Raw genomic sequence first — 19,453 nt, forward strand, 5'->3', positions numbered from 1 at the left:
CGTGACCGATCGGCCTTGGTCGGTCACCTGGAAGAACCAGGAGTACCACCTCATGGCAACGAACCCGATCACCACGGCGATCTGTGCGGCAGGCGTACTGGCGGGCGTGATCGCGGCGGCCACGGCTGTGCGCCATGCCTGCTCGTCGCCGACGCCGGCGACGGGCGGAAGCAATGCGCTGTCGCCCGGGCCGACACCGACACCGGACAGCGGCGGAGGCATCGGCTGCCAGCCCGGTACCTGCGCGCAGCCGCCCATTCCCGGTGCCTGACCGACTCCCAATGGCTGATCACAGCTGACACATGACAGCGAACAGCTGACAGATTTCAGCTTTCGAAATCTGTCAGCTGTTCGCTGTCGTCCGTCCCCTGTCATCTGTGATCCGTCGCCGCCGAGCGCGGCAGCACCGCCAGGACCTGCGTGCCCCGGTCCGACGGCAGCGGCCGGATCGAGCAGTGTCCGCCGATCTCCGCCGCACGGTCCGCCATCGACCGCAGCCCCACCCCGCTGCCGTCCGCCGGCGAGTCGCCGTCCGGCCGGTACCCCACCCCGTCGTCCCGCACCGTCAACGTCAGCGCCTCGTCGTCCACCCGCACCGTCACCAGCGCCGTCCGCGCCCGGGCGTGCCGCAGCACGTTGTTGAGCGCCTCCGCCGTGATCCGGTACGCCGCGACCTCCACGGCGGCCGACAGCTCCGGCGACAGCTCCGCCGTCACGGTCAGCCCGGTCCCGCCGAAGGTGTCCGCCAACTGCCGGACCGCCCGGGTCAGCCCGAACTCGCCGAGCGGCGCCGGCCCGAGCCGGTCGGTGATCCGCCGGACCTCCTTGATCGTCATGCCCAGGCCGTCCGAGACCCCGCGCAGCGTGTCCGCGAGCCCCTCGTCCGCCGACGTGGCCGCGTTGTCCACCCACAGCCGCAACCCGGCCAGCGCCGGTCCGAGCCCGTCGTGGATGTCCCGCCGCAGCCACCGCCGCTCCTCCTCCCGCGCGGCGACGATCTGCTCCCGGCTGGCCTGCAGGTCCTCCTGGAGCCGCAGCGAGGCGACGGCCGGGGAGGCCTGGTCGGCGAGCGAGCGCAGGATGTCGATGTCGCTGGCTTCCAGCCGCTCCTCGCCCGCCCGCAGCCCGACGGTCAACTCGCCGATCGGCAGCCCGTTGTGGACCAGCGCGAAGTCCTGGCTGCGCCCGTCCAGCCGTCCGGCCGTGGCCAGGGTGCGCAGCCCCGCCCGGGTGGTGACGGCGAGGGTGACCCCGGGCAGCCGCAGTTCCTCGGCGACCGTCGCGCACAGCGCCTCCGGCAACTGCGCCGGGTCGACCACCTGGCGCACCCGCCCAGCGAGCGTCCGCAGTACCTGGTACGGCTGCGCGCGCTCGCCGTAGTACAGCCGGTCCACCAGGGCGACGGCCCGCCGCGCCGCTCGTGGCAGGGTCGCGCCGAGCGCGTACATCAGGGCGATCAGCAGCAGGGCCGCCCCGCCGCGCCCCGGCAGCAGCCAGGTGGAGAGGACGGCGGCGGCCACCACGAACAGTCCGGTGACCCCGGTGCCCAGCAGGAGTCCGACCAGCACGCTGCGGGCCGCCCGGTCGAGCCGCCAGCCGTGGTCCCGGACGACCAGGAAGGCCACCGCGACCGCCCACACCAGACCCGAGGCGGCGAACAGCGAATAGCTGATCCAGTAGTGCTCGGTGAAGGTCCGCGAGTACATGTCCTGCATCCCGGCCCAGAGCAGGTAGGCCCCGAGCATCGCCGCCACCCGCAGCCGGTGCCGTCGCAGCTCGCCCTCGTCACCCACCCGGCGGGGTGGACGCAGCAGGCGGGTCAGCAGGACGACGGTCACGATCCCGATCAGGCATTCGCTGACCAGCAGGTCGTGTCCGCCCAGCAGGTCGGTGGCGTCGCCGAAGAAGCGCGCCGGCGGGTTGCCGGCGAGCGGGTTGGGGCGCCCGAAGGCCTTCGGCTGGGCGAGCCGCTGCGACATCTCCGGGACCACGAACAGCGCCACGGCCGCGATGTACCACCACCAGCGCCGGGTCGTCAGCCGGCCTTCGGGCAGCCAGAGCGGGAGCACGTAGAAGAGCGTCACGTTGATCGATCTGCAGAGCGCGTCGAGGGCGGCCGCGGCGCCGACGATGCCCGGGTCGGTGACCTCGACCCAGACGGGCGCGGCCGCCGTGAACTGCAGGATGTCGGTCAGGGCGTAGACCAGCATCACCCAACCGAGCGGGCTGCCCGGGCGGTGGGCGTGCAGCAGCATGCCCGCGCCCGCGGTCGGCAGGGCGTAGACCAGGATGGCGAGTTCGTCGCGCGGTAGGTGCACGTTCGGATCGCCGAGGTGCACGAGCACGTAGCAGATCCACAGCGTCGCGGCGACGAGGCAGACCGCCGTGACGACTGCCGCGGCGGTGAGTTGCCGTTGGGCCGGCGTACGGCGCCGGACGGAGGTCACCGGGGTCATGCCACCACCTCGCAGACGGGCTGGGCCGGGTGGGGGTGGACTCCGGTGGTGCGGCCCCGGCGGTACGGACTCGCGGTCGGTCGCCGGCCCGGCCGGCGGCGTGAACCACGTCAGGTCCAGTTTCGACGGCCCGGTGTCCTGGGCGCCTGAGGCAGCGGTCTCGGATCCTGTCCCTGACCGCGGTCCCGGTGCCCGGCCGGATCCGTCCCGCGCGCCCGCCACGCGGACGACTTCCGAGCATGTCACGGAAAGTAGCCGGTTCGCCGCTGGTAGTGTCGGCCGTGTGGATGAAGAACAGTCGCTGGCACCCGCGGGCCCGGTCGGGGTGCAGCCCGTCCGTGTACTGATCGTCGACGATCACCCGCTCTTCAGGGAGGGGTTGAAGGCGGCGCTGGAGAGCGCGGAGGGCGTCCTCGTGGTGGCCGAGGCGGAGCGGGTCGCCGATGTGCCGGAGACGGTCGCCCGGCACCGCCCGAGCGTGGTGATCATGGACCTCTCGCTGCCCGACGGCTCCGGGCTGGAGGCCGTCCGTCAGCTCGCCACCCAGGAGGCGCCGCCGCCGGTGCTGATGCTGACCATGTCGGACGACGACGGAAACCTGCTCGCCGCGCTCCAGGCGGGCGCGCGCGGCTACCTGGTCAAGGGGGCCGGGCGGGAGGAGGTGCTGCACGCGGTGCGGACGGTCGCCGCGGGCGGCGCGGTGTTCGGCGGCGAGGTGGCGGGACGGATCACCGCCCTGCTGGCCGGGGCCCGGATGCGCGAGGCGGGGCAGCTGTTCCCGGACCTCACCGCCCGCGAGGCGGAGGTGCTGGACCTGGTCGCGCGCGGCCTGGACAACCGGCGGATCGCCCGCGAGCTGGTGGTCGCGGAGAAGACCGTCCGCAACCACGTCACGCACATCTTCGAGAAGCTGCACGTCGCCACCCGTGCCGAGGCGGTCGCCCGGGCCCGCGACATGGGCCTCGGCGACGGCTGAGGTGACGGCTGAGGTGCCGGCTGAGGCGTGCCGGACGGCCGTGCAGCCATGCATCCGTACCCGAAAGCGGGGGTGCCGGCCCGCCGACCGGCACCCCCGGGGTCCTTCAGGTACCACGTCCGGTACTGCGTCCGGTACTGCGGCCTACGGCTGCATCTCGTACGCGCCGGAGAGCGCCTCGACCCGGTCCCACACCCGCGCGGCCCGCGCCGCGTCCGACACCGGACGGCGCACGTTCGCCAGCGCCCAGGCGGCCTGCTCCTCCGTGGCGGAGGCCTTGCCGTGCAGCTCGGTGGCGTGCGCGGAGAAGTCGCGGACCAGCGCGTCGAAGACCTGGTCCAGGACGTCGCGGCCCTCGTCGGACGCGTCCAGGCCGGTCAACTCGGCCTGCTCCAGCACCAGCTGGCCGTAGACGATCAGCGCGAACAGCTGGCCGATTTCCAGCAGGAAGTCGAGGTCCGCCTGCTGCTCCTTGCTCGGCGCGTGGCTGAGCAGCAACTCGCAGAAGCTGTCGGCCTGTTCGCGGAAGCGGGCGACGTTGGGCAGCTGCGCCTGGCGGTCGTAGGCGGTGCGCCAGTCGTGGAAGCGGATCGCGCCGAGGCCGCGGGCCGGGCCCTGGCGGAACAGGAAGGCGTCGTCGGTGGCGTCCAGGCGGGTCGGCACCGGGGCGTAATCGGCCGGGGCGAACAGGTAGTTGCCCATGAACTTGAGGATCAGCGCCAGGTTGACGTGGACGGTGCCCTCCAGCTTCGGCAGGCCGCGGATGTCCTTCGCGGCCTTGTCGAAGTACGTGTCCGCCTCGAAGCCCTTGGCCGCGATGACGTCCCACATCAGGTCGATGACCTTCTCGCCCTCGGTGGTGACCTTCATCTTGGTCATCGGGTTGAACAGCAGGTACCGGCGGTCCTCGGGCGAGGCGGTGCGGAAGTAGTCCACGGCCCGCGCGCTGAACAGCTTCATCGCGACCAGGCGGACGTACGCGTCGGTCAACTCCCGCTTGACGTGCGGGAAGTCGGTGACCCGCTTGCCGTACAGCACCCGGTTCTGGGCGTGTGTGACGGCCTCGTACATCGCGTGCTCGCAGATGCCGACCGAGGCGGTGCAGAGGTTGAACTTGCCGACGTTGACGGTGTTCAGGGCGGCGTCGAAGGCGGCCTGGCCGGTGTGCAGCACGTCCTCGGCGCGCACCGGGTAGTCCTCGAGGCGGAACTCGCTGACGTACATCTGGGCGTTCACGACGTTCTTGACCAGGTGGTACGCCTCGTGGCGGCTGTCGGCGGCGAAGAAGACGTAGCCCTCGGGGCCCTCGATGTCCGAGCGGCGGCCGAACACCGAGACCAGGCCGGCCACGTTGCCGTTGCCGATGTAGTACTTGGGGCCGGTGGCGGTGAAGCCGCCCTCGCCGTCCGGGGTGAGGATCATGTCGGTGGAGTAGATGTCGGCGCCGTGGCTGCGCTCGGAGAGGCCGAACGCCATGACGTGGCCCTCCGCCAGGAGCTTGGCGGCGCGGGCCCGGACGGCCTCGTTCTCGCTCTGCCAGACCGGGCCGAGACCCAGGATGGTGACCTGCCAGGTGTACCAGTAGCCGAGGCCGTAGAAGCCGAGGATCTCGTTCAGCTCGGCGATCCGCGCGGTGTCCCAGCGCTTGTCGGGGTCGGCCGCGGACGGGGTCAGGAACTCCGCGAACAGGCCCTCCTTCGCGGCGAATTCGAGGAAGTCGGCGTACCAGGCGCGGTCGATGTAGGTGTCGATCAGCGCCTTCTTGCCGCGGGACTCGAACCAGTCGACGGTCGCACGCAGCAGCCGGCGGGTCGGCTCGTCGAACTGTGCGGGGTCGTAGGTGCGCGGGTTGAAGAGCATCGAGAGGCTCCCGGGGGTCGAAGGGGGTGAGGGTCGCGGGGTTGCAGATCCGCCAGGACGCCAGGACGCCAGGACGCCAGGGCGTCAGGACGTCCGGTCGGCGGCGAGGCGGCGCAGGGTGACGAGCACGTCGTCGAGCCAGGCGAGTGTCATCCGCTCGTACTCGATGCCGCCGCGCAGCACCACGTGCTGCAGTTCCTGGCGGGTGTCGAGCGCGTCGAGGTCCGGGAAGTCCCGTTCTTCGCCGTGCAGATAGCGGGCGAGCAGGGCGGCGTGGCTCTCGCGGTGGCGTTCGACCTCGGAGATCAGCGCGGCCGGGTCGTCGAAGGCCGCGGCCCGGATCTTGACCGCGAGTTCGTGCCGGACGGTCTCCGGCTCGACCGGCTCCCGCAGCCAGCCGGCCAGTGCGGCCCGTCCGGCCTCCGCCGCCGAATAGACCTTCTTGTCCGGGCGCCCGTCCTGGGCGACCTCCTGCGCGGCCACCCAGTCGTCCGCCTCCATGCGCCGCAACACCCGGTAGATCTGCTGGTGGGTGGCGGTCCAGAAGCGCCCGATGGAGCGGTCGAAGCGCCGGGCCAACTCGTAGCCGGAGCCGGGCTGCTCCAGCAGCGAGACGAGGATCGCGTGCTCCAGTGCCATGACCCGCATCCTGCTATGCAACGAGTTGCATAGGCAATGGTGCCCCGCCGGGTTGAGACGCAGGTCACCGGCGTGATCGGATGGTTATCGATCATTAAGGACGATCGGGTGCAAAACGTTAGATAAGGGACAGAATGGGTACGGGGCATGCGCCTTCCGGGGGAACATGCCTCCCAGGTTCCGGACCACAGGAGGTGGTATCGGTGGCAACCCATATCCCGACGGGCATGGAGCACCATCCGGACATCGTCGAACTACGGGAACACTACGAGCGGGTCACCTCGACCCCCCGCGCCCAGGGCATCGAAGCCCTGGCCGTACTGGCCGGCCTCTTCCTGGCGGCATCGCCATGGATCGTCGGCTTCACCGCGTTCAGCACCCTGACCGTGACCTGCCTGATCGTGGGTCTGGCCTACACGGTGCTGATGGCCGGCTACGGCACGGCCTACGAACGCACCCACGCGAGGGCCTGGGCGGCCACCGCGCTCGGTGCCTGGACGATCATCTCCCCGTGGGTGGTCTCCGGTTCCGTGGCGCACGGCAAGAACATCGTCACCTGCATCATCGTCGGTGCCGTGATGTTCCTGCTCGGCCTCGCGGCGATCTCGATGGCCACCATGACCTCGAACGGAGCGGCAATGCGGCGCGGCCGGGCCGGCCGAGCCAGGGGCTGATCTTCCCCGCAGCCCGTGCCGGGGCGCGGAGGGCGCAACCGCCCACCGCGCCCCGGCGCACGTCCGCCGACGCTCCCGACGCTTCCGGCGCACCGACGCTTCCGGCGCACCGACGCTCCCGGCATATGTCCGCCGACGGTCCCGGCCATCCGGAGCGCCCCGAGGCGGCTACGGGCGCGTCATCCGCAGTACGTCCAGCGCCTCGTCCAACTGCTCCTCGGTGAGCTTGCCCTGCTCGACGTAGCCGCGCTCCAGCACCACCTGACGGATGGTCTTGCGCTCGGCCAGCGACTGCTTGGCGACCTTGGCGGCCTCCTCGTACCCGATGTAGCGGTTCAGCGGGGTCACCACCGACGGCGAGGACTCCGCGTACTCCCGGGCCCGTTCGACGTTGGCTGTGATGCCGTCCACCGTCCGGTCGGCCAGCAGCCTGGCGCTGTTGGCCAGCAGCCGGACCGACTCCAGGACATTGCGGGCGATCACCGGGAGCATCACGTTCAGCTCGAAGTTGCCGCTCGCGCCGGCCAGCGTCACCGTGGCGTCGTTGCCGACCACCTGGGCGGCGACCATCAGCACCACCTCGGGCAGCACCGGGTTCACCTTGCCCGGCATGATCGACGAACCGGGTTGCAGGTCCGGCAGGTTGATCTCGCCGAGCCCGGTGCGCGGACCGGACCCCATCCACCGCAGGTCGTTCGCGATCTTCGTGAACCCGACGGCCACCGTGCGCAGTTGACCGCTCAGCTCGACCAGGGCGTCCCGCGCGCCCTGCGCCTCGAAGTGGTCCCGGGCCTCGGTCAGCGGCAGGTCGGTGACGCGGGCCACCTCCGCGATGACCGCCGCCGGGAACCCGGGCGGGGTGTTGATGCCGGTGCCCACCGCCGTTCCGCCGAGCGGGAGTTCGGCCACCCGGGGGAGCGTGGCCAGCAGCCGCTCCCGCCCGTGCCGCACCTGCGCCGCATAGCCGCCGAACTCCTGGCCGAGCGTGACGGGCGTGGCGTCCATCAGGTGCGTGCGGCCCGACTTGACCACCTGCGCGAACTCGGCGGCCTTGCGCTCCAGCGCCTCCGCGAGGTGCTCCAGCGCCGGGATCAGGTCGTGGGTCACGGCGGCGGTGGCGGCGATGTGGATGGAAGAGGGGAAGACGTCGTTGGACGACTGGCTCGCGTTGACGTGGTCGTTCGGATGGACGGGGCGGCCCAGCCGCTCCCCGGCCAGGGTCGCGATCACCTCGTTGGTGTTCATGTTGGACGAGGTGCCCGAGCCGGTCTGGAACACGTCCACCGGGAACTGGTCGTCCCAGCGCCCCTCCGCGACCTCCTCGGCCGCCGACACGATCGCCGCCGCCGTCTCCTCCTCCAGGACCCCGAGACGGGCGTTCACCCGGGCCGCGGCGGCCTTGATCCGGGCCAGCGCGGCGATGTGCGCGCGCTCCAGCCGCTGGCCGGACACCGGGAAGTTCTCCACCGCCCGCTGCGTCTGCGCCTGCCACTTCGCGGCGGCCGGCACCCGGACCTCGCCCATCGAGTCGTGCTCGACCCGGAACTCCTGCGGCTTCGCCTGCTCGTCACCCATCGTGCGCTGCACCTCCTGTACGGGCCGGTCCGGCCCGGAACGGATCTCCGATCACGACAGCCCCGAGCGGGGCCCGGGTATTTCCGGCGGGGGTGATCGGGTACTCCACCGGGCTCGGGTCGAGTACCGAGGCCTGCCCCGAGGCCCACCGCCGATGCCCGCCCCCGACGGCCCGCTCCCGATGCCGCGCCCGACGGCCCGCCCCTACCGCCGGGGCAGCTCGGCGCGGACCAGTTCGCCCGGGGCGGTACCGGCCTGGGCGACCAGTGCGCCGCCCGGGGCCCAGACGCCGGAGCCGCCGGAGCTGTCCGGGAACTCGCCGGTGGCCCCGGCGGAGGTGGCGAGCACGCACCACACCCCGTGGGCGGCGGCGCGTGCCCCGACGTGCCCGTCGCGGCGCTCGGCCTGGGCGGGGCCGGGCCCGTACAGGGTGGAGGCGACGTACGCGTCGATGTCGAGTGCGGCGGTCTCCTCGGCGTGCGTCGGGTCGGCGGCGTCCGCGCAGACGGCGAGGCCGAGCCGCAGGCCGTCCAGTTCCAGGACGACGGGCTTCTCGCCGGCGGTGAAGCGCTCGACCTCGGCGCCGTGCAGGCGCATCTTCCGGTAGACGACGACGGCGCCCTCGCCGGTGACCGCCAGGGTGGCGATGGACTCGTGCCCGTCGGTCTCCCGGACCGGCGCGCCGACCAGCGCGAGGGCGCCGGTCGCGGCGCAGGCCTCGACCAGCGGCGCGAGGCGCGGGTCCGCAGGGTCGACGGCGGGCGCGGTCAGGTCGTAGCCGGTCAGTGACAGCTCGGGGAAGACCACCAGTCGTGTCCCGGCCTCCCGGACGGTCCGGGCGTGCAGTTCGACGTTGTCGGCCACGGTGTCCGGGCGACCGGGGGCGGCGCAGACGGGCTGGGCGACGGCGACGGTCAGCGGTGCGGGAGCGGGCACGGCCGAGGGCACGGCCGAGGGCACGGGCGAGGACATGGCGGAGCTCCGGGCAGGTGGCAGGTGGGTTCCGGGTGGTCAAGATCAACCTATGTGTCCGTCGAACAGCCTGGCAACGACCGGGCCGCACTCACTCGAACGAGTGAGACATCGGGTGGACCGCTTCAAACCGGCGTACGGCGCTTCGTACGCTCCTCCAGGGCCGGAGGGACAGACGGACAGCCGGCCCGGCCCGGACAGCCGAAGGAAGCTCGGCCCGGGGGGACCAGCGCAAGGGGTGGACGGACGGATGACCAGGGGACACGGCGCGACGGGCGCGACGGGCGACGCGGGCGCAGGCGGAGCCGGCGGCGGGCCGCACCGGGGCAGCGGCGCCGGGAGCGGCCTGACCCGGCGGCAACTGCTCGGCGCGTCGGCCGCGCTCGGTGGCGCGGCCTGGGTCCTGCGCGGCACGGTCGGACCGGACAGCGCCGGGGCCGCCGCGCCCGTACCGCCCGGACTCCCCGGCGGCACCGAGCTCTACCAGCGGGTCTTCCAGAACTGGTCCGGCGAGATCCGTACCGACCAGCTGTGGACCTGCGCGCCCCGCACGCCCGAGGAGGTCCCGGCCCTCGCCGACTGGGCGCACGCCAACGGCTGGCGGCTGCGGGCCTCCGGCTACCGGCACACCTGGGCCCCGCTCACCGTCGCCGACCGGACCCCGGAGAGCGCCCGCGTCCTGCTGGTGGACACCAGCCGGTACCTCACCGCCGTCACCGCCGACTCGCCCAGCACCGTCCGGGTGCAGACCGGCGCCACCATGGAGGCCCTGCTCGCGCACCTGGCCGACCGCGGCCTCGGTCTGACCGCCTGTCCGGCCCCCGGCGAGATCACCGTCGGCGGCGTGCTCGCCATCGGCGGCCACGGCACCGCCGTCCCCGCCGCAGGGGAGGCGCGGCCGGACGGGCACGGCTACGGCTCGGTGAGCAACCAGGTGGTCCGGCTCACCGCCGTCGTCCTCGACCCGGCCACCGGCCGCTACGCGCTGCGCACCTTCGACCGCTCCGAGGCCGACAGCGCCGCCTTCCTGGTGCACCTGGGCCGCGCCTTCCTCACCGAGGTCGTCCTCCGGGCGGGCGCCGACCGGCCGCTGCGCTGCGTCAGCCGGCTCGACATCCCGGCGAGCGAGCTCTTCGCCCCTCCGGGCGCCGGCCGGGACGGCGGGTTGCTCGGGGGACTGCTGGGCGGTGGCGGCCCGCGGACCTTCGCCGAGTTCGTGGAGCGCGACGGCCGGGCCGAGGCGATCTGGTTCGCCTACACGGACCACCCCTGGCTGAAGACCTGGACCGTCGCCCCGACCAAGCCGCTCGCCTCCCTCGCCGTCGACCACCCCTACAACTACCCCTTCTCGGACATCGTCCCGGAACCGGTGGCCCGGCTCGCCGGCCAAATCGTCGCGGGAGCCTGGGGATCGGCCCCGCTGTTCGGCCAACTCCAGTACCTGGTCGCGAAGGTGGGGCTCACCGGTGACGTCACGGACGTCCTGCTCGCCGGCGGACTGCTCCGCGGACTGCTCACCGGCGACGTGCTCACCCACCTGCTCGCGGGCGGCCTGCGCTCCGACCTCTGGGGCCCCTCGCGCACCCTGCTGCAGTACGTCCGCCCCACCACCCTGCGGGTCTCCGCCAACGGCTACGCGGTCCTCGCCCGGCGCGCCGACCTGCAGTGGGTGGTCAGCGAATTCGCCGCGTACTACCGGAAGTTGCTCGCCGAGTACCAGTCGCGGGGCGAGTACCCGGTGAACGGCGCGGTGGAGATCCGGGTCACCGGTCCGGACGACCCGGCGTACTCCGGCGTCCCCGGCGCCCGACCCCCGCTGCTGTCCGCGCTGCGCCCGCGCGCCGACCGCCCGGAGTGGGACACCGCCGTCTGGCTCGACGTCCTCGCCTTCCCCGGCACCCCCGGGCTGGAGCGCTTCGCCCGGGACCTGGAGCAGTGGCTGCTGCGCACCTTCGACGGCACCAGGGCGGGGCTGCGGGTCGAGTGGTCCAAGGGCTGGGCGTACACCGCCGACGCCGCCTGGTCCGACCCGGACCTGATCGACCGTGTCATCCCCGACAGCCTGCGCGCCGGCGGTGGGCCCGGCTGGGACGAGGCGGTCGCCGTCCTGGACCGGCACGACCCGCACCGGGTGTTCGGAAACCCGTTCCTGGACGGGCTGTTGAAGTGACCTCGGCGAATTGACGGTGTGTCAGATAGGTCGGCTGGGTCAGATGGATCAGATGTGTTCCATCACGATCACCGCCAGGGTGTCCGGGGCCAGGGCGCGGAACACGTGCGGGGCGTCGCCCGGGTAGCTCACGTAGTCGCCCGGGCCCAGCTCGACCGGCGCCTCCGTCGGCCCGGCCAGCGCGCGTCCGGCGCCGATCATCACGTGCTCGACCGTGCCGGGCATGTGCGGGTCGGAGGCCCTGGTCTCACCCGGCTGCGCCTCGATCCGGTAGATGTCGCGCCGGGCGTTGGGCGGGCAGGAGGAGAGCACGGTGGCGGCGTAGTCGGCGCGCTCGGAGTGGGTCACCGGGCCCTCGCCGGCCCGGATCACCTTGACGACCGGGCGCGGCGGGTCGACCAGCCGGCTGAACGGCACGTTCAGTGCGACCCCGAGCGCCCAGAGCGTCTCCACGCTGGGGTTGCCCGCGCCCGACTCCAGCTGGGAGAGCGTCGACTTGGCGATGCCCGCGCGCCGGGCCAGCTCCGCCATCGACAGCCCGCTGCGCTCGCGCTCACGCCGGATGGAGGCGGCGATCTGGCCGATCAGTTCGGTTCCGGATCCGCCGGCGGCGGTGGCCGGGGTGGTCTGGTCACTCATGCTCGCCACTCACGCTTTCCTCCGGCTCCTTCGCTGCCTGCCGACAGCCGGGCTGCCGGGTTTCGGTGCGGCCCGGCGCGGCCGGTGCCGTTCATGCTGTCATGGCCGCCCTGGCCCTCGGGGGTGCCGGGCGATGGGCGTTCGGTCTGCCGGTCGTCTCGTTCGCCTTGACGAACGATGCTTGATGGGTTCACTCTGATGGACATGCGTTCGCTACTCCGAACACTGGAGCGTGCCACCCTTCGTGACATCGCCCTGGTCTGCCTGGCCGACGCCCTCGTCGGCGCCTCCTTCGGCGCGATCAGCGTCTCCGGCGGTCTGCCCCTCTGGGTGCCGATCGCGCTCTCCGCCCTCGTGTTCGCGGGCGGCTCCCAGTTCGCGGCGGTCGGCGTGGTGCTGTCCGGCGGCGGCGTGCTCGCGGCGGTCGCCACCGGACTGGTGCTCAACGCCCGACTGCTGCCCTTCGGCTTCACCGTGGCCGACGTCCTCGACGGCTCCTGGTGGCGGCGGCTGGTCGGCGCACAGCTGATCACCGACGAGACCGCCGCCTTCGTCCTGCAGCAGAGCGAGCCTCGTCGGCGCAGGGCCGCGTTCTGGCTCTGCGGGATCGCCCTGTACGTGGTGTGGAACATCTCGGTGCTGCTCGGCGCCGTCGCGGGCGGGCTGATCGGCGACACGGACGCGCTCGGCCTGGACGCCGCCTTCCCCGCGGTGCTGCTCGCGCTCGTGCTGCCCTCGCTCACGGACCGGCGCACCCGTACGGCGGCGGTGGTGGGCGCGGTGGTGGCGGTCGCGGCGACGCCGTTCGTACCGGCCGGGCTGCCGGTGCTGCTCGCCCTCGTCGGGCTGCTGTTCGCCGGGCGGCCGGGAGCGGGCGAGGCGCCCGCGGCGGTGCGGCCGGTGGAGGAGGCCGAGCAGGTGGAGCGGGTGAAGCGCGTGAAGCGTGTGGAGCAGGCAGAGCCGACGGCGAAGGAGACGGTCCGATGATGCCGCTGTATGCCGTGCTGCTGCTGGCAGTCGGGACGTACGCCTTCCGGCTGGCCGGGCCGCTGCTCGGCGGTCGGCTCGCCCTCTCGGAGCGGCTGCGGCACCTGCTGGCGGTTGCGGCGGCGGTGCTGCTGGTCGCCCTGGTGGCGACCGGGGCGCTGACCCAGGGGCACGGTTTCGCGGGGTGGGCCCGTCCGGCGGGCGTGCTGGTCGCGGGGGTGCTCGCGCTGCGCCGGGCGCCGTTCCCGGCGGTGGTCGTCGCGGGCGCGGCGACGACGGCGCTGCTCCGGTTGTGCGGGGTGGGGTGAGCGGGGACGGCGGCTGACAGCCACCCGGCGCCATGTCGCTTTCCTCACTCGCTCGCGCCCACCCACCGCCCGGCGGCGTGCGGAATACTCGCCGGTACTCCGCCGAGACTACAAGGAGCTTCAATGACGAAGCCGACCCGGATCGACCCGTCCGACCTGCTCGCGGTCGGCGACCTGCTCTCCGACGAGGAGCGGCTGATCCGTGACACCGTCCGCCGGTTCACCGAGGAGCGGATCCGCCCGCACATCGGCGAATGGTTCGAGCGCGGGGTCTTCCCGGCCCGTGAAATCGCCCCCGAGCTGGGCGCCCTCGGCGTCCTCGGCATGCACCTCGACGGCTACGGCTGCGCGGGCGCCGACGCGGTGGCGTACGGGGTGGCCTGCATGGAGCTGGAGGCGGCGGACTCCGGGCTGCGCAGCTTCGTCTCCGTCCAGGGTTCGCTCGCCATGCGCTCGATCCACGCCTTCGGCTCCGAGGAGCAGAAGCAGCGCTGGCTGCCCGGCATGGCCGCCGGCGAGCTGATCGGCTGCTTCGGCCTCACCGAGCCGGACTTCGGCTCGGACCCGGCGAACATGCGCACCCGGGCGGTCCGGAAGGGCGGCGAGGGCGGCGACTGGGTGCTGTCCGGCAGCAAGATGTGGATCACCAACGGCAGCATCTCCGACGTCGCCGTGGTCTGGGCGCAGACCGAGGAGGGCGTGCGCGGCTTCCTGGTCGAGCGCGGCACCCGCGGCCTGACCGCCACCGACGTGCACGGCAAGCTCTCCCTGCGCGCCTCCGTGACCAGCGAGCTCGCCTTCGACGAGGTGGTGCTGCCCGCCGACGCGGTGCTCCCCGGGGTGGTCGGCCTGCGCGGGCCGCTCTCCTCCCTCAACGAGGCCCGCTACGGCATCCTCTGGGGCACCGTCGGCGCCGCCCGCGACTGCTACACCGCCGCCCTGGACTACGCCAAGAGCCGGATCCAGTTCGACCGCCCGATCGCCGGCTTCCAGCTGACCCAGCAGAAGCTGGTCGAGATGATGCTGGAGGTCGAGAAGTCCTACCTGGTGGCGCTGCGGATCGGCCGGCTCAAGGAGGAGGGCGCCGCCCGTCCGCCGCACATCAGCTTCGGCAAGCTCAACAACGTCCGCACCGCGCTGGAGATCGCCCGCAGCGCCCGGACCGTCCTCGGGGCCAACGGCATCACCACGGAGTACCCGGTGCTGCGGCACGCCAACAACCTGGAGTCGGTGCTCACCTACGAGGGCACCAGCGAGATCCACACCCTGGTCCTCGGCGAGACCATCACCGGCGAGTCCGCGTACCGCTGACGGGCCGTCCACCTGCCGTGAGCAGGAGAAATTCGGTGGCCGGGCCCGGCGCGGCCCGGCTACCTTCCCTGCCATGACCAGCCAGCCCGTCCGGACACCCCCGACCACCACCCTCTGGCGCCCCACCGGGCCCCAGGAGCTGGCGCTGGTCGAGGCCGCCGACCGGCGCGCCTGGCCGCCCCGGCTGCCCGACCAGCCGATCTTCTACCCCGTCCTCAACGAGGACTACGCGATCCGGATCGCCCGGGACTGGAACGTGCCGGCCTCCGGCGTCGGCTACGTCACCCGTTTCGAGGTCGAGACGGAGTTCCTCGCCCGCTACCCCGTGCAGCAGGCCGGCGGCCGGACGATCCTCGAACTATGGGTGCCAGCCGAGGAGTTGGACGAGTTCAACCGGCACATCGTCGGCCGCATCGAAGTGGTCCACGAGTTCCGGCCCCAGTCGTGACCCAGGCAGCCCTCGCGCAGGCGGGTACGCCGGCGGCGGCCGGCCGCGTCCTGCTCACCTCGGCCCAGCGGACCGGCACCACCGCCCTGCTCGTCGAGGCCGCCGCCCGCCGCGGCCTCGCCACCGCCGTCCTCGACGGCCCGGAGACGGTCGAGCGGCTCGCCGGGCGGCCCGTCCACTGGTACGGCGGGCCGCTCGCCGCCGCCCGGATCGCCGCGCCGCTGGGCCTGGCCCTGCTCGAACCCGCGGACGACTGGCTCGCCCGCCTCCCCGAGGAGTTCACCCGCCGCCGGATCGAGCTGACCACGCTCGCCGAGGCCTGGACACTGCGCCACCCCGCGTTCGTCAAGCCGCCTGCCGACAAGTCGCTGCCGCCCGCCGTCTACCCGGACGGCTCCCGGCTGCCGCGCACCGGCGAGCGGATCGGCCCGGACACGCCCGTCCTGGTCAGCGAGCCGGTGACCTTCGCCGCCGAGTACCGGCTGTTCGTCCGCGACGGCGAGGTGCTCACCGGCAGCCGCTACGCCCGCTTCGGCCGGCTCGACCCCGCGCCACCCACCCCCGAGGCCCTCGCCTTCGCCCGCCGCCTGCTCGCCGCCGTCGGCGACACCCTGCCCGGCGCGGTCGCCCTGGACGTCGGCCCGATCGCCGACCCGTACGACCCGGCCGAGCGGTGGGCCGTGGTCGAGGCCAACATGCCGTGGTTCGCGCACTGCTACGGCGCCGACCCGGAGGGCGTCCTGGACGTCGTGCTGCGCGCCGCCGGACCGGCGGCCGAGCTGGCGGAGGCCGACCGCCGGTTCGTCCGGACGGCCGCCTGACGCCCGCCGGGCGTCCGGTCGGTTGTCGCGGACGCCCGCCCGGCCCCGCCTGACAGCTGCGGACCTCCGCCCGGCACGCGTGGACGCCCGCCCGACACCCGCCGGACACCCGCCGTTCGACGGTGTGATGCCGACCGGTACGGCGGCCGGTGAAGCATGGCGCGGTCGGCGGCGCCCTCGGCGGGCGCGGCCGAGTGCGCGCACGACCGAAAGGAACCCCCAGCCATGTCCGCTGTCCTGTGGCCCCGCCCCCGGGTGCTCGTCGTCGGGATCGACGGCGTCCGCCACGACTACCTGGCACAGGTGCCGATGCCGCGCCTCCAGGAGGTCGCCGAGGCCGGGTTCCTGGTGCCGGTCACCGTGGCGGACACCACGCCGACCATGTCCGGGCCGTGCTGGGCCACCATCGTGACCGGCGTCGAGCCCGCCAAACACGGCGTCTGGGGAAACCACCTGGCCGGCAACCGCCTCGACGTGTTCCCCGACTTCGCCACCCGCCTCAACCGGGGCGACCGCCGCCGTACCTTCGTCGCGGCCGGCTGGGACCCGCTGATGATCAACGAGTCCGGCGGCCCGCTCTTCCGCGCCCCCGGCCGGCTCTCCTACATCGCCCCGGCCGAGGACACCCCCGAGGCCTGGGAGGTCGTGGACGAGGAGGTCACCCGGGAGGCCGTCCACGTCCTCGGTTCCGCCGACCCCGAGGCCTCCTTCGTCTACCTCGGCGCCGTCGACGAGACCGCCCACTTCCTCGGCTGCGGCGACGAGTACCGCGCCGCCATGCGCGCCGCCGACGAGCGCCTCGGCCGCCTCCTGGACGCCGTCCGCGGCCGGGCCGAGTACGCCGAGGAGCAGTGGACCGTCATCGTCGTCACCGACCACGGCCACATCGACGCCGGCGGCCACGGCGGCCGTACGGCCGAGGAGCGGACCGCCTGGGTCGCCTGCGCCGGGCACGACATCCCGGCCGGACCGCCCACCGGCGAGATCCGCCACCCGGACGTCGCCGCCCAGGTGTACGCCTCCCTGCTGCGCCCGATCGACCCGCACTGGACCCTCGACGGCCGCCCCTTCCCGGTCGCCCGCCCGGTGCCCGCGACGGTCTGACCGCGCGAGGCCCCGCCGCCGCGCGAGGCCCCGCCGCCCCGCAGCCTCGCGCACTGCCCGTGATGCCCCGGGTGCAGCAGGCCCGGCTGCGGTGGGGCCGGGCTTGAGCGAGGCTCGATCGAGGCTCGATCGAGGCTCGGGCGGCGCTCGATCCGGACATGCCAGCCTGAGCGCCGGATCGGCACGGCACGTACCCGGGCCGTCGGGGCTCCGGGCCTCTACCCAAAGGCATACGCCTGAAGGTGGAGACGGTACCCCGTGGGTTGGAGGCACGATCGCGACTTGGTAGTGACGCTCCGCCTGGTCGGCACGGGCCACGATGGTTGCACCGCACGGCGGAGCGCGTCGCACGGGCCGGCAGCCGACAGCCGACAGCGGACAAACGCGGCACGGTACGGGCAAGCGGTACGGGCAAGCGGCAACGGACACGGAGAGGACAGCCGGGCATGAAGGGCATCGTGAGCAAGGTCGCGCTGGGAGTCGCGGGCACCGGCATGGCCGTGGCCGTGGCGGCCGTGGCAGTCGGCCCGCGGCTGTCCGACTGGTACGACGAGCGCCACCAGGAGCAGGCTTCGTACGAGACCGGCACCCAGGCCAAGGCGGACCGTCGCTCGGTGCCGGCCTGGCTGCCCGACAACGCCTCCGGCGTGCGGTACCTGATGTCCACCACGGGCGACGACCGTCTGCTGCGCGCCACCCTCCCGGAGGGGCGGCTGCCCATCGGCTGCACCGCCGGGCAGCCGGGAAAGGCCGCGCACCCGGTGCCGATGTCGCTCAAGGCCGGCTGGTTCCCGGACAACGTCGTGGCCAAGGCCAGCGGCACCTGCGGGCACTACAACGTGACACTGAACGGCAACCAGCTCTACGCCTGGCAGGACGGCGCGGCGATGCAGGCGGCGCTCCGTGCCGAGCACGTCGCCAAGCACTGAGCGCGCTGACCGGGAATCAGCCGTCCCGGGCAGGGATCGGCCGCCCCGGGCGTGGGGCGACCGGGTGATCGAACGGCCCGCCGGGCACCGGGAGGTGCGGGCGGGCCGTCGTCGTGCGTGTCCTGGCCGGCGGGGTGCGGGGGCGGCGACCGCACGCGGGCGCGCCCCCCGCTGTCGGAACCGGACCGGGTTGCGATAGGACGGACCGCGAACGAAGCCCTCGTCACCCCGTCCGCTAGGAGAGCCATGCCCGGCCCGACCGTCGGCCCCGCCGATGACACGTCGACCGCTGCCGCCACCACACCCGCCACCGGCGCGGTCACCACCGGCCAGGCCGGCACCGGTTGGGCCACGATCGCGGTCCTGGGCGGTCTCACCGCGCTCGGACCGCTCACCACCGACCTCTACCTCCCGGGTCTGCCCGCGATCGCCGACGACCTGGCCGCGGAACCGGCCGCCGTCCAGCTCACCCTCACCTTCTCGATGTTCGGGGTCGCGGCCGGGCAGATGCTCTTCGGACCGCTCAGCGACCGCTTCGGGCGCCGCCCGCCGCTGCTCGCGGGACTCGTCGCCTACACCCTGTCCAGCGTGGTGTGCGCGCTCGCGCCGAACCTGTCGGTGCTGATCGCCGCCCGCTTCGTCCAGGGCGCGGCGGGCTCCGCCGGGCTGGTGATCGGGCGGGCCGTTTCCCGGGACCGTTTCCAGGGCGTCGCGCTGCTGCGCTTCCTCGCCTCGATCGCCCTGATATCGGGGCTGGCGCCGATCCTCGCCCCGATCATCGGCGCGCAGTTGCTGCGCTTCACCTCCTGGCGCGGCACCTTCGGCGCGCTCACCGCGCTGGGCCTGCTGCTCACCCTGGCCGCGTTCGGTGCACTGCGCGAGACGCTGCCGCCGGAGAGCCGGGACGGCGGCGGGGTGGGCGCGACCCTGCGGACGATGGGACGGCTGCTGCGCAACCTGCCGTTCCTCGGGCTGGCGCTGACCAGCTCCCTCGCCTTCGGGGCGCTGTTCGGCTACATCAGCGGCTCGTCGACGGTGCTGCAGCACGTGTACCAGGTCTCGCCGCAGACCTACAGCCTGCTGTTCGGGCTGAACTCGGTGGCGATCGTGGTGATGACGCAGGTGAACGGGCGGGTGCTGGCGCCGCGTTGCACGCCGCGGTCGCTGATGCTGGGGAGCCTCGCGGTGGCGGTCGCCGCCGGCGCGGCGCTGGTGCTGCTGACGACGGTGTGGGACTTCGGGCTGGTCGGGTTCTGCGCGCCGCTGTTCGTGATGATGGGCAGCCTGGGGGTACTCCTGCCGAACACCGCCGCGCAGGCGCTCGGCCTGGTCGAGCCGCAGGTCGCGGGCACGGCGTCGGCGCTGCTCGGGACGGGCAACTTCCTGGCCGGGGCGGTGGTCGCCCCGCTGAGCAGTCTCGGCGGGCGGCCGTCCGCGGCGCTGCTGGCGGTGGTGGTCCTGGCCTGCGGGGTGCTGGCGACGGCGGCGTACCTGACGCTGTGCCGGGAACAGGCGACGGATGACAGCTGACAGATGTTGAAATCTGTCAGCTGTCATCCGTCATTCGTCATCTGTCATGCGTTA

18 protein-coding genes are annotated in these 19,453 nt (G+C 73.3%); 12 read left to right on the forward strand and 6 right to left on the reverse strand.

What is annotated here, in order from left to right; genetic code table 11:
• Position 1: 1 nt before the first annotated feature.
• Positions 2-271: a hypothetical protein gene (locus tag ACZ51D_RS12505; RefSeq protein ID WP_465620751.1), complete on the forward strand. Its 270-nt coding sequence runs from the start codon at positions 2-4 to the stop codon at positions 269-271.
• Between the two features lie 100 nt (positions 272-371).
• Here ACZ51D_RS12505 and ACZ51D_RS12510 read toward each other — a convergent pair whose 3' ends face one another.
• Entirely contained in the window at positions 372-2,456 is a 2,085-nt protein-coding gene (locus tag ACZ51D_RS12510; RefSeq protein WP_465662190.1) for a sensor histidine kinase, read from the reverse strand.
• A gap of 283 nt (positions 2,457-2,739) precedes the next feature.
• Here ACZ51D_RS12510 and ACZ51D_RS12515 point away from each other — a divergent pair, with 283 nt between their 5' ends.
• Entirely contained in the window at positions 2,740-3,432 is a 693-nt protein-coding gene (locus ACZ51D_RS12515; RefSeq protein ID WP_360490274.1) for a response regulator transcription factor, read from the forward strand.
• A 144-nt stretch (positions 3,433-3,576) separates the two neighbouring features.
• On the opposite strand, the gene ACZ51D_RS12520 is transcribed toward ACZ51D_RS12515, so the two are convergent.
• Positions 3,577-5,292, reverse strand: coding sequence for an acyl-CoA dehydrogenase family protein (locus tag ACZ51D_RS12520; protein ID WP_465620748.1), 1,716 nt, complete (start codon positions 5,290-5,292; stop codon positions 3,577-3,579).
• A gap of 84 nt (positions 5,293-5,376) precedes the next feature.
• Positions 5,377-5,931 (reverse strand): PadR family transcriptional regulator, encoded by a 555-nt coding sequence (locus ACZ51D_RS12525; RefSeq protein ID WP_465620747.1) that lies wholly within the window; start codon positions 5,929-5,931, stop codon positions 5,377-5,379.
• Between the two features lie 203 nt (positions 5,932-6,134).
• Between ACZ51D_RS12525 and ACZ51D_RS12530 the strand changes: the two genes are divergently transcribed.
• Positions 6,135-6,605, forward strand: coding sequence for an SPW repeat protein (locus ACZ51D_RS12530; RefSeq protein ID WP_360490268.1), 471 nt, complete (start codon positions 6,135-6,137; stop codon positions 6,603-6,605).
• 168 nt (positions 6,606-6,773) lie between these two features.
• Here ACZ51D_RS12530 and ACZ51D_RS12535 read toward each other — a convergent pair whose 3' ends face one another.
• Entirely contained in the window at positions 6,774-8,180 is a 1,407-nt protein-coding gene (locus tag ACZ51D_RS12535; RefSeq protein ID WP_360490266.1) for a class II fumarate hydratase, read from the reverse strand.
• Positions 8,181-8,384: 204 nt separating this feature from the next.
• Complete coding sequence (locus ACZ51D_RS12540; RefSeq protein ID WP_465620745.1) at positions 8,385-9,152, reverse strand: carbon-nitrogen hydrolase family protein; 768 nt, start codon at positions 9,150-9,152, stop codon at positions 8,385-8,387.
• A gap of 250 nt (positions 9,153-9,402) precedes the next feature.
• Here ACZ51D_RS12540 and ACZ51D_RS12545 point away from each other — a divergent pair, with 250 nt between their 5' ends.
• Positions 9,403-11,322, forward strand: a complete 1,920-nt coding sequence (locus ACZ51D_RS12545) for a cholesterol oxidase substrate-binding domain-containing protein (protein ID WP_465662192.1) — start codon at positions 9,403-9,405, stop codon at positions 11,320-11,322.
• A gap of 48 nt (positions 11,323-11,370) precedes the next feature.
• On the opposite strand, the gene ACZ51D_RS12550 is transcribed toward ACZ51D_RS12545, so the two are convergent.
• Complete coding sequence (locus tag ACZ51D_RS12550; RefSeq protein WP_465620893.1) at positions 11,371-11,961, reverse strand: helix-turn-helix domain-containing protein; 591 nt, start codon at positions 11,959-11,961, stop codon at positions 11,371-11,373.
• Between the two features lie 204 nt (positions 11,962-12,165).
• On the opposite strand from ACZ51D_RS12550, the gene ACZ51D_RS12555 reads away from it, so the two are divergent.
• The 8 genes from ACZ51D_RS12555 to ACZ51D_RS12590 all read left to right on the forward strand — a co-directional run bounded on the left by ACZ51D_RS12555 (position 12,166) and on the right by ACZ51D_RS12590 (position 19,399).
• Entirely contained in the window at positions 12,166-12,948 is a 783-nt protein-coding gene (locus tag ACZ51D_RS12555) for an AzlC family ABC transporter permease (protein WP_465662193.1), read from the forward strand.
• Positions 12,948-13,256: an AzlD domain-containing protein gene (locus ACZ51D_RS12560; RefSeq protein ID WP_396287678.1), complete on the forward strand. Its 309-nt coding sequence runs from the start codon at positions 12,948-12,950 to the stop codon at positions 13,254-13,256. The genes ACZ51D_RS12555 and ACZ51D_RS12560 overlap by 1 nt, the downstream gene beginning before the upstream one ends.
• 123 nt (positions 13,257-13,379) lie before the next feature.
• Complete coding sequence (locus ACZ51D_RS12565) at positions 13,380-14,567, forward strand: acyl-CoA dehydrogenase family protein (RefSeq protein WP_360490256.1); 1,188 nt, start codon at positions 13,380-13,382, stop codon at positions 14,565-14,567.
• Between the two features lie 73 nt (positions 14,568-14,640).
• Positions 14,641-15,015, forward strand: coding sequence for an ADP-ribosylation/crystallin J1 (locus ACZ51D_RS12570; RefSeq protein ID WP_465620742.1), 375 nt, complete (start codon positions 14,641-14,643; stop codon positions 15,013-15,015).
• A complete protein-coding gene (locus tag ACZ51D_RS12575; RefSeq protein WP_465662195.1) occupies positions 15,012-15,836 on the forward strand; it encodes an ATP-grasp domain-containing protein in 825 nt (274 codons plus the stop codon). Before ACZ51D_RS12570 ends, ACZ51D_RS12575 begins: the two co-directional genes overlap by 4 nt.
• Before the next feature lie 225 nt (positions 15,837-16,061).
• Positions 16,062-16,940: an alkaline phosphatase family protein gene (locus tag ACZ51D_RS12580; RefSeq protein ID WP_465620739.1), complete on the forward strand. Its 879-nt coding sequence runs from the start codon at positions 16,062-16,064 to the stop codon at positions 16,938-16,940.
• Between the two features lie 446 nt (positions 16,941-17,386).
• Positions 17,387-17,869 (forward strand): hypothetical protein, encoded by a 483-nt coding sequence (locus ACZ51D_RS12585; RefSeq protein ID WP_465662197.1) that lies wholly within the window; start codon positions 17,387-17,389, stop codon positions 17,867-17,869.
• A 246-nt stretch (positions 17,870-18,115) separates the two neighbouring features.
• The gene (locus ACZ51D_RS12590) at positions 18,116-19,399 is read left to right on the forward strand and encodes a multidrug effflux MFS transporter (protein ID WP_465662199.1); all 1,284 of its coding nucleotides are present in this window, start codon (positions 18,116-18,118) and stop codon (positions 19,397-19,399) included.
• Positions 19,400-19,453 lie beyond the last annotated feature (54 nt).

The organism is Kitasatospora sp. NPDC033851 (genome assembly GCF_055576085.1).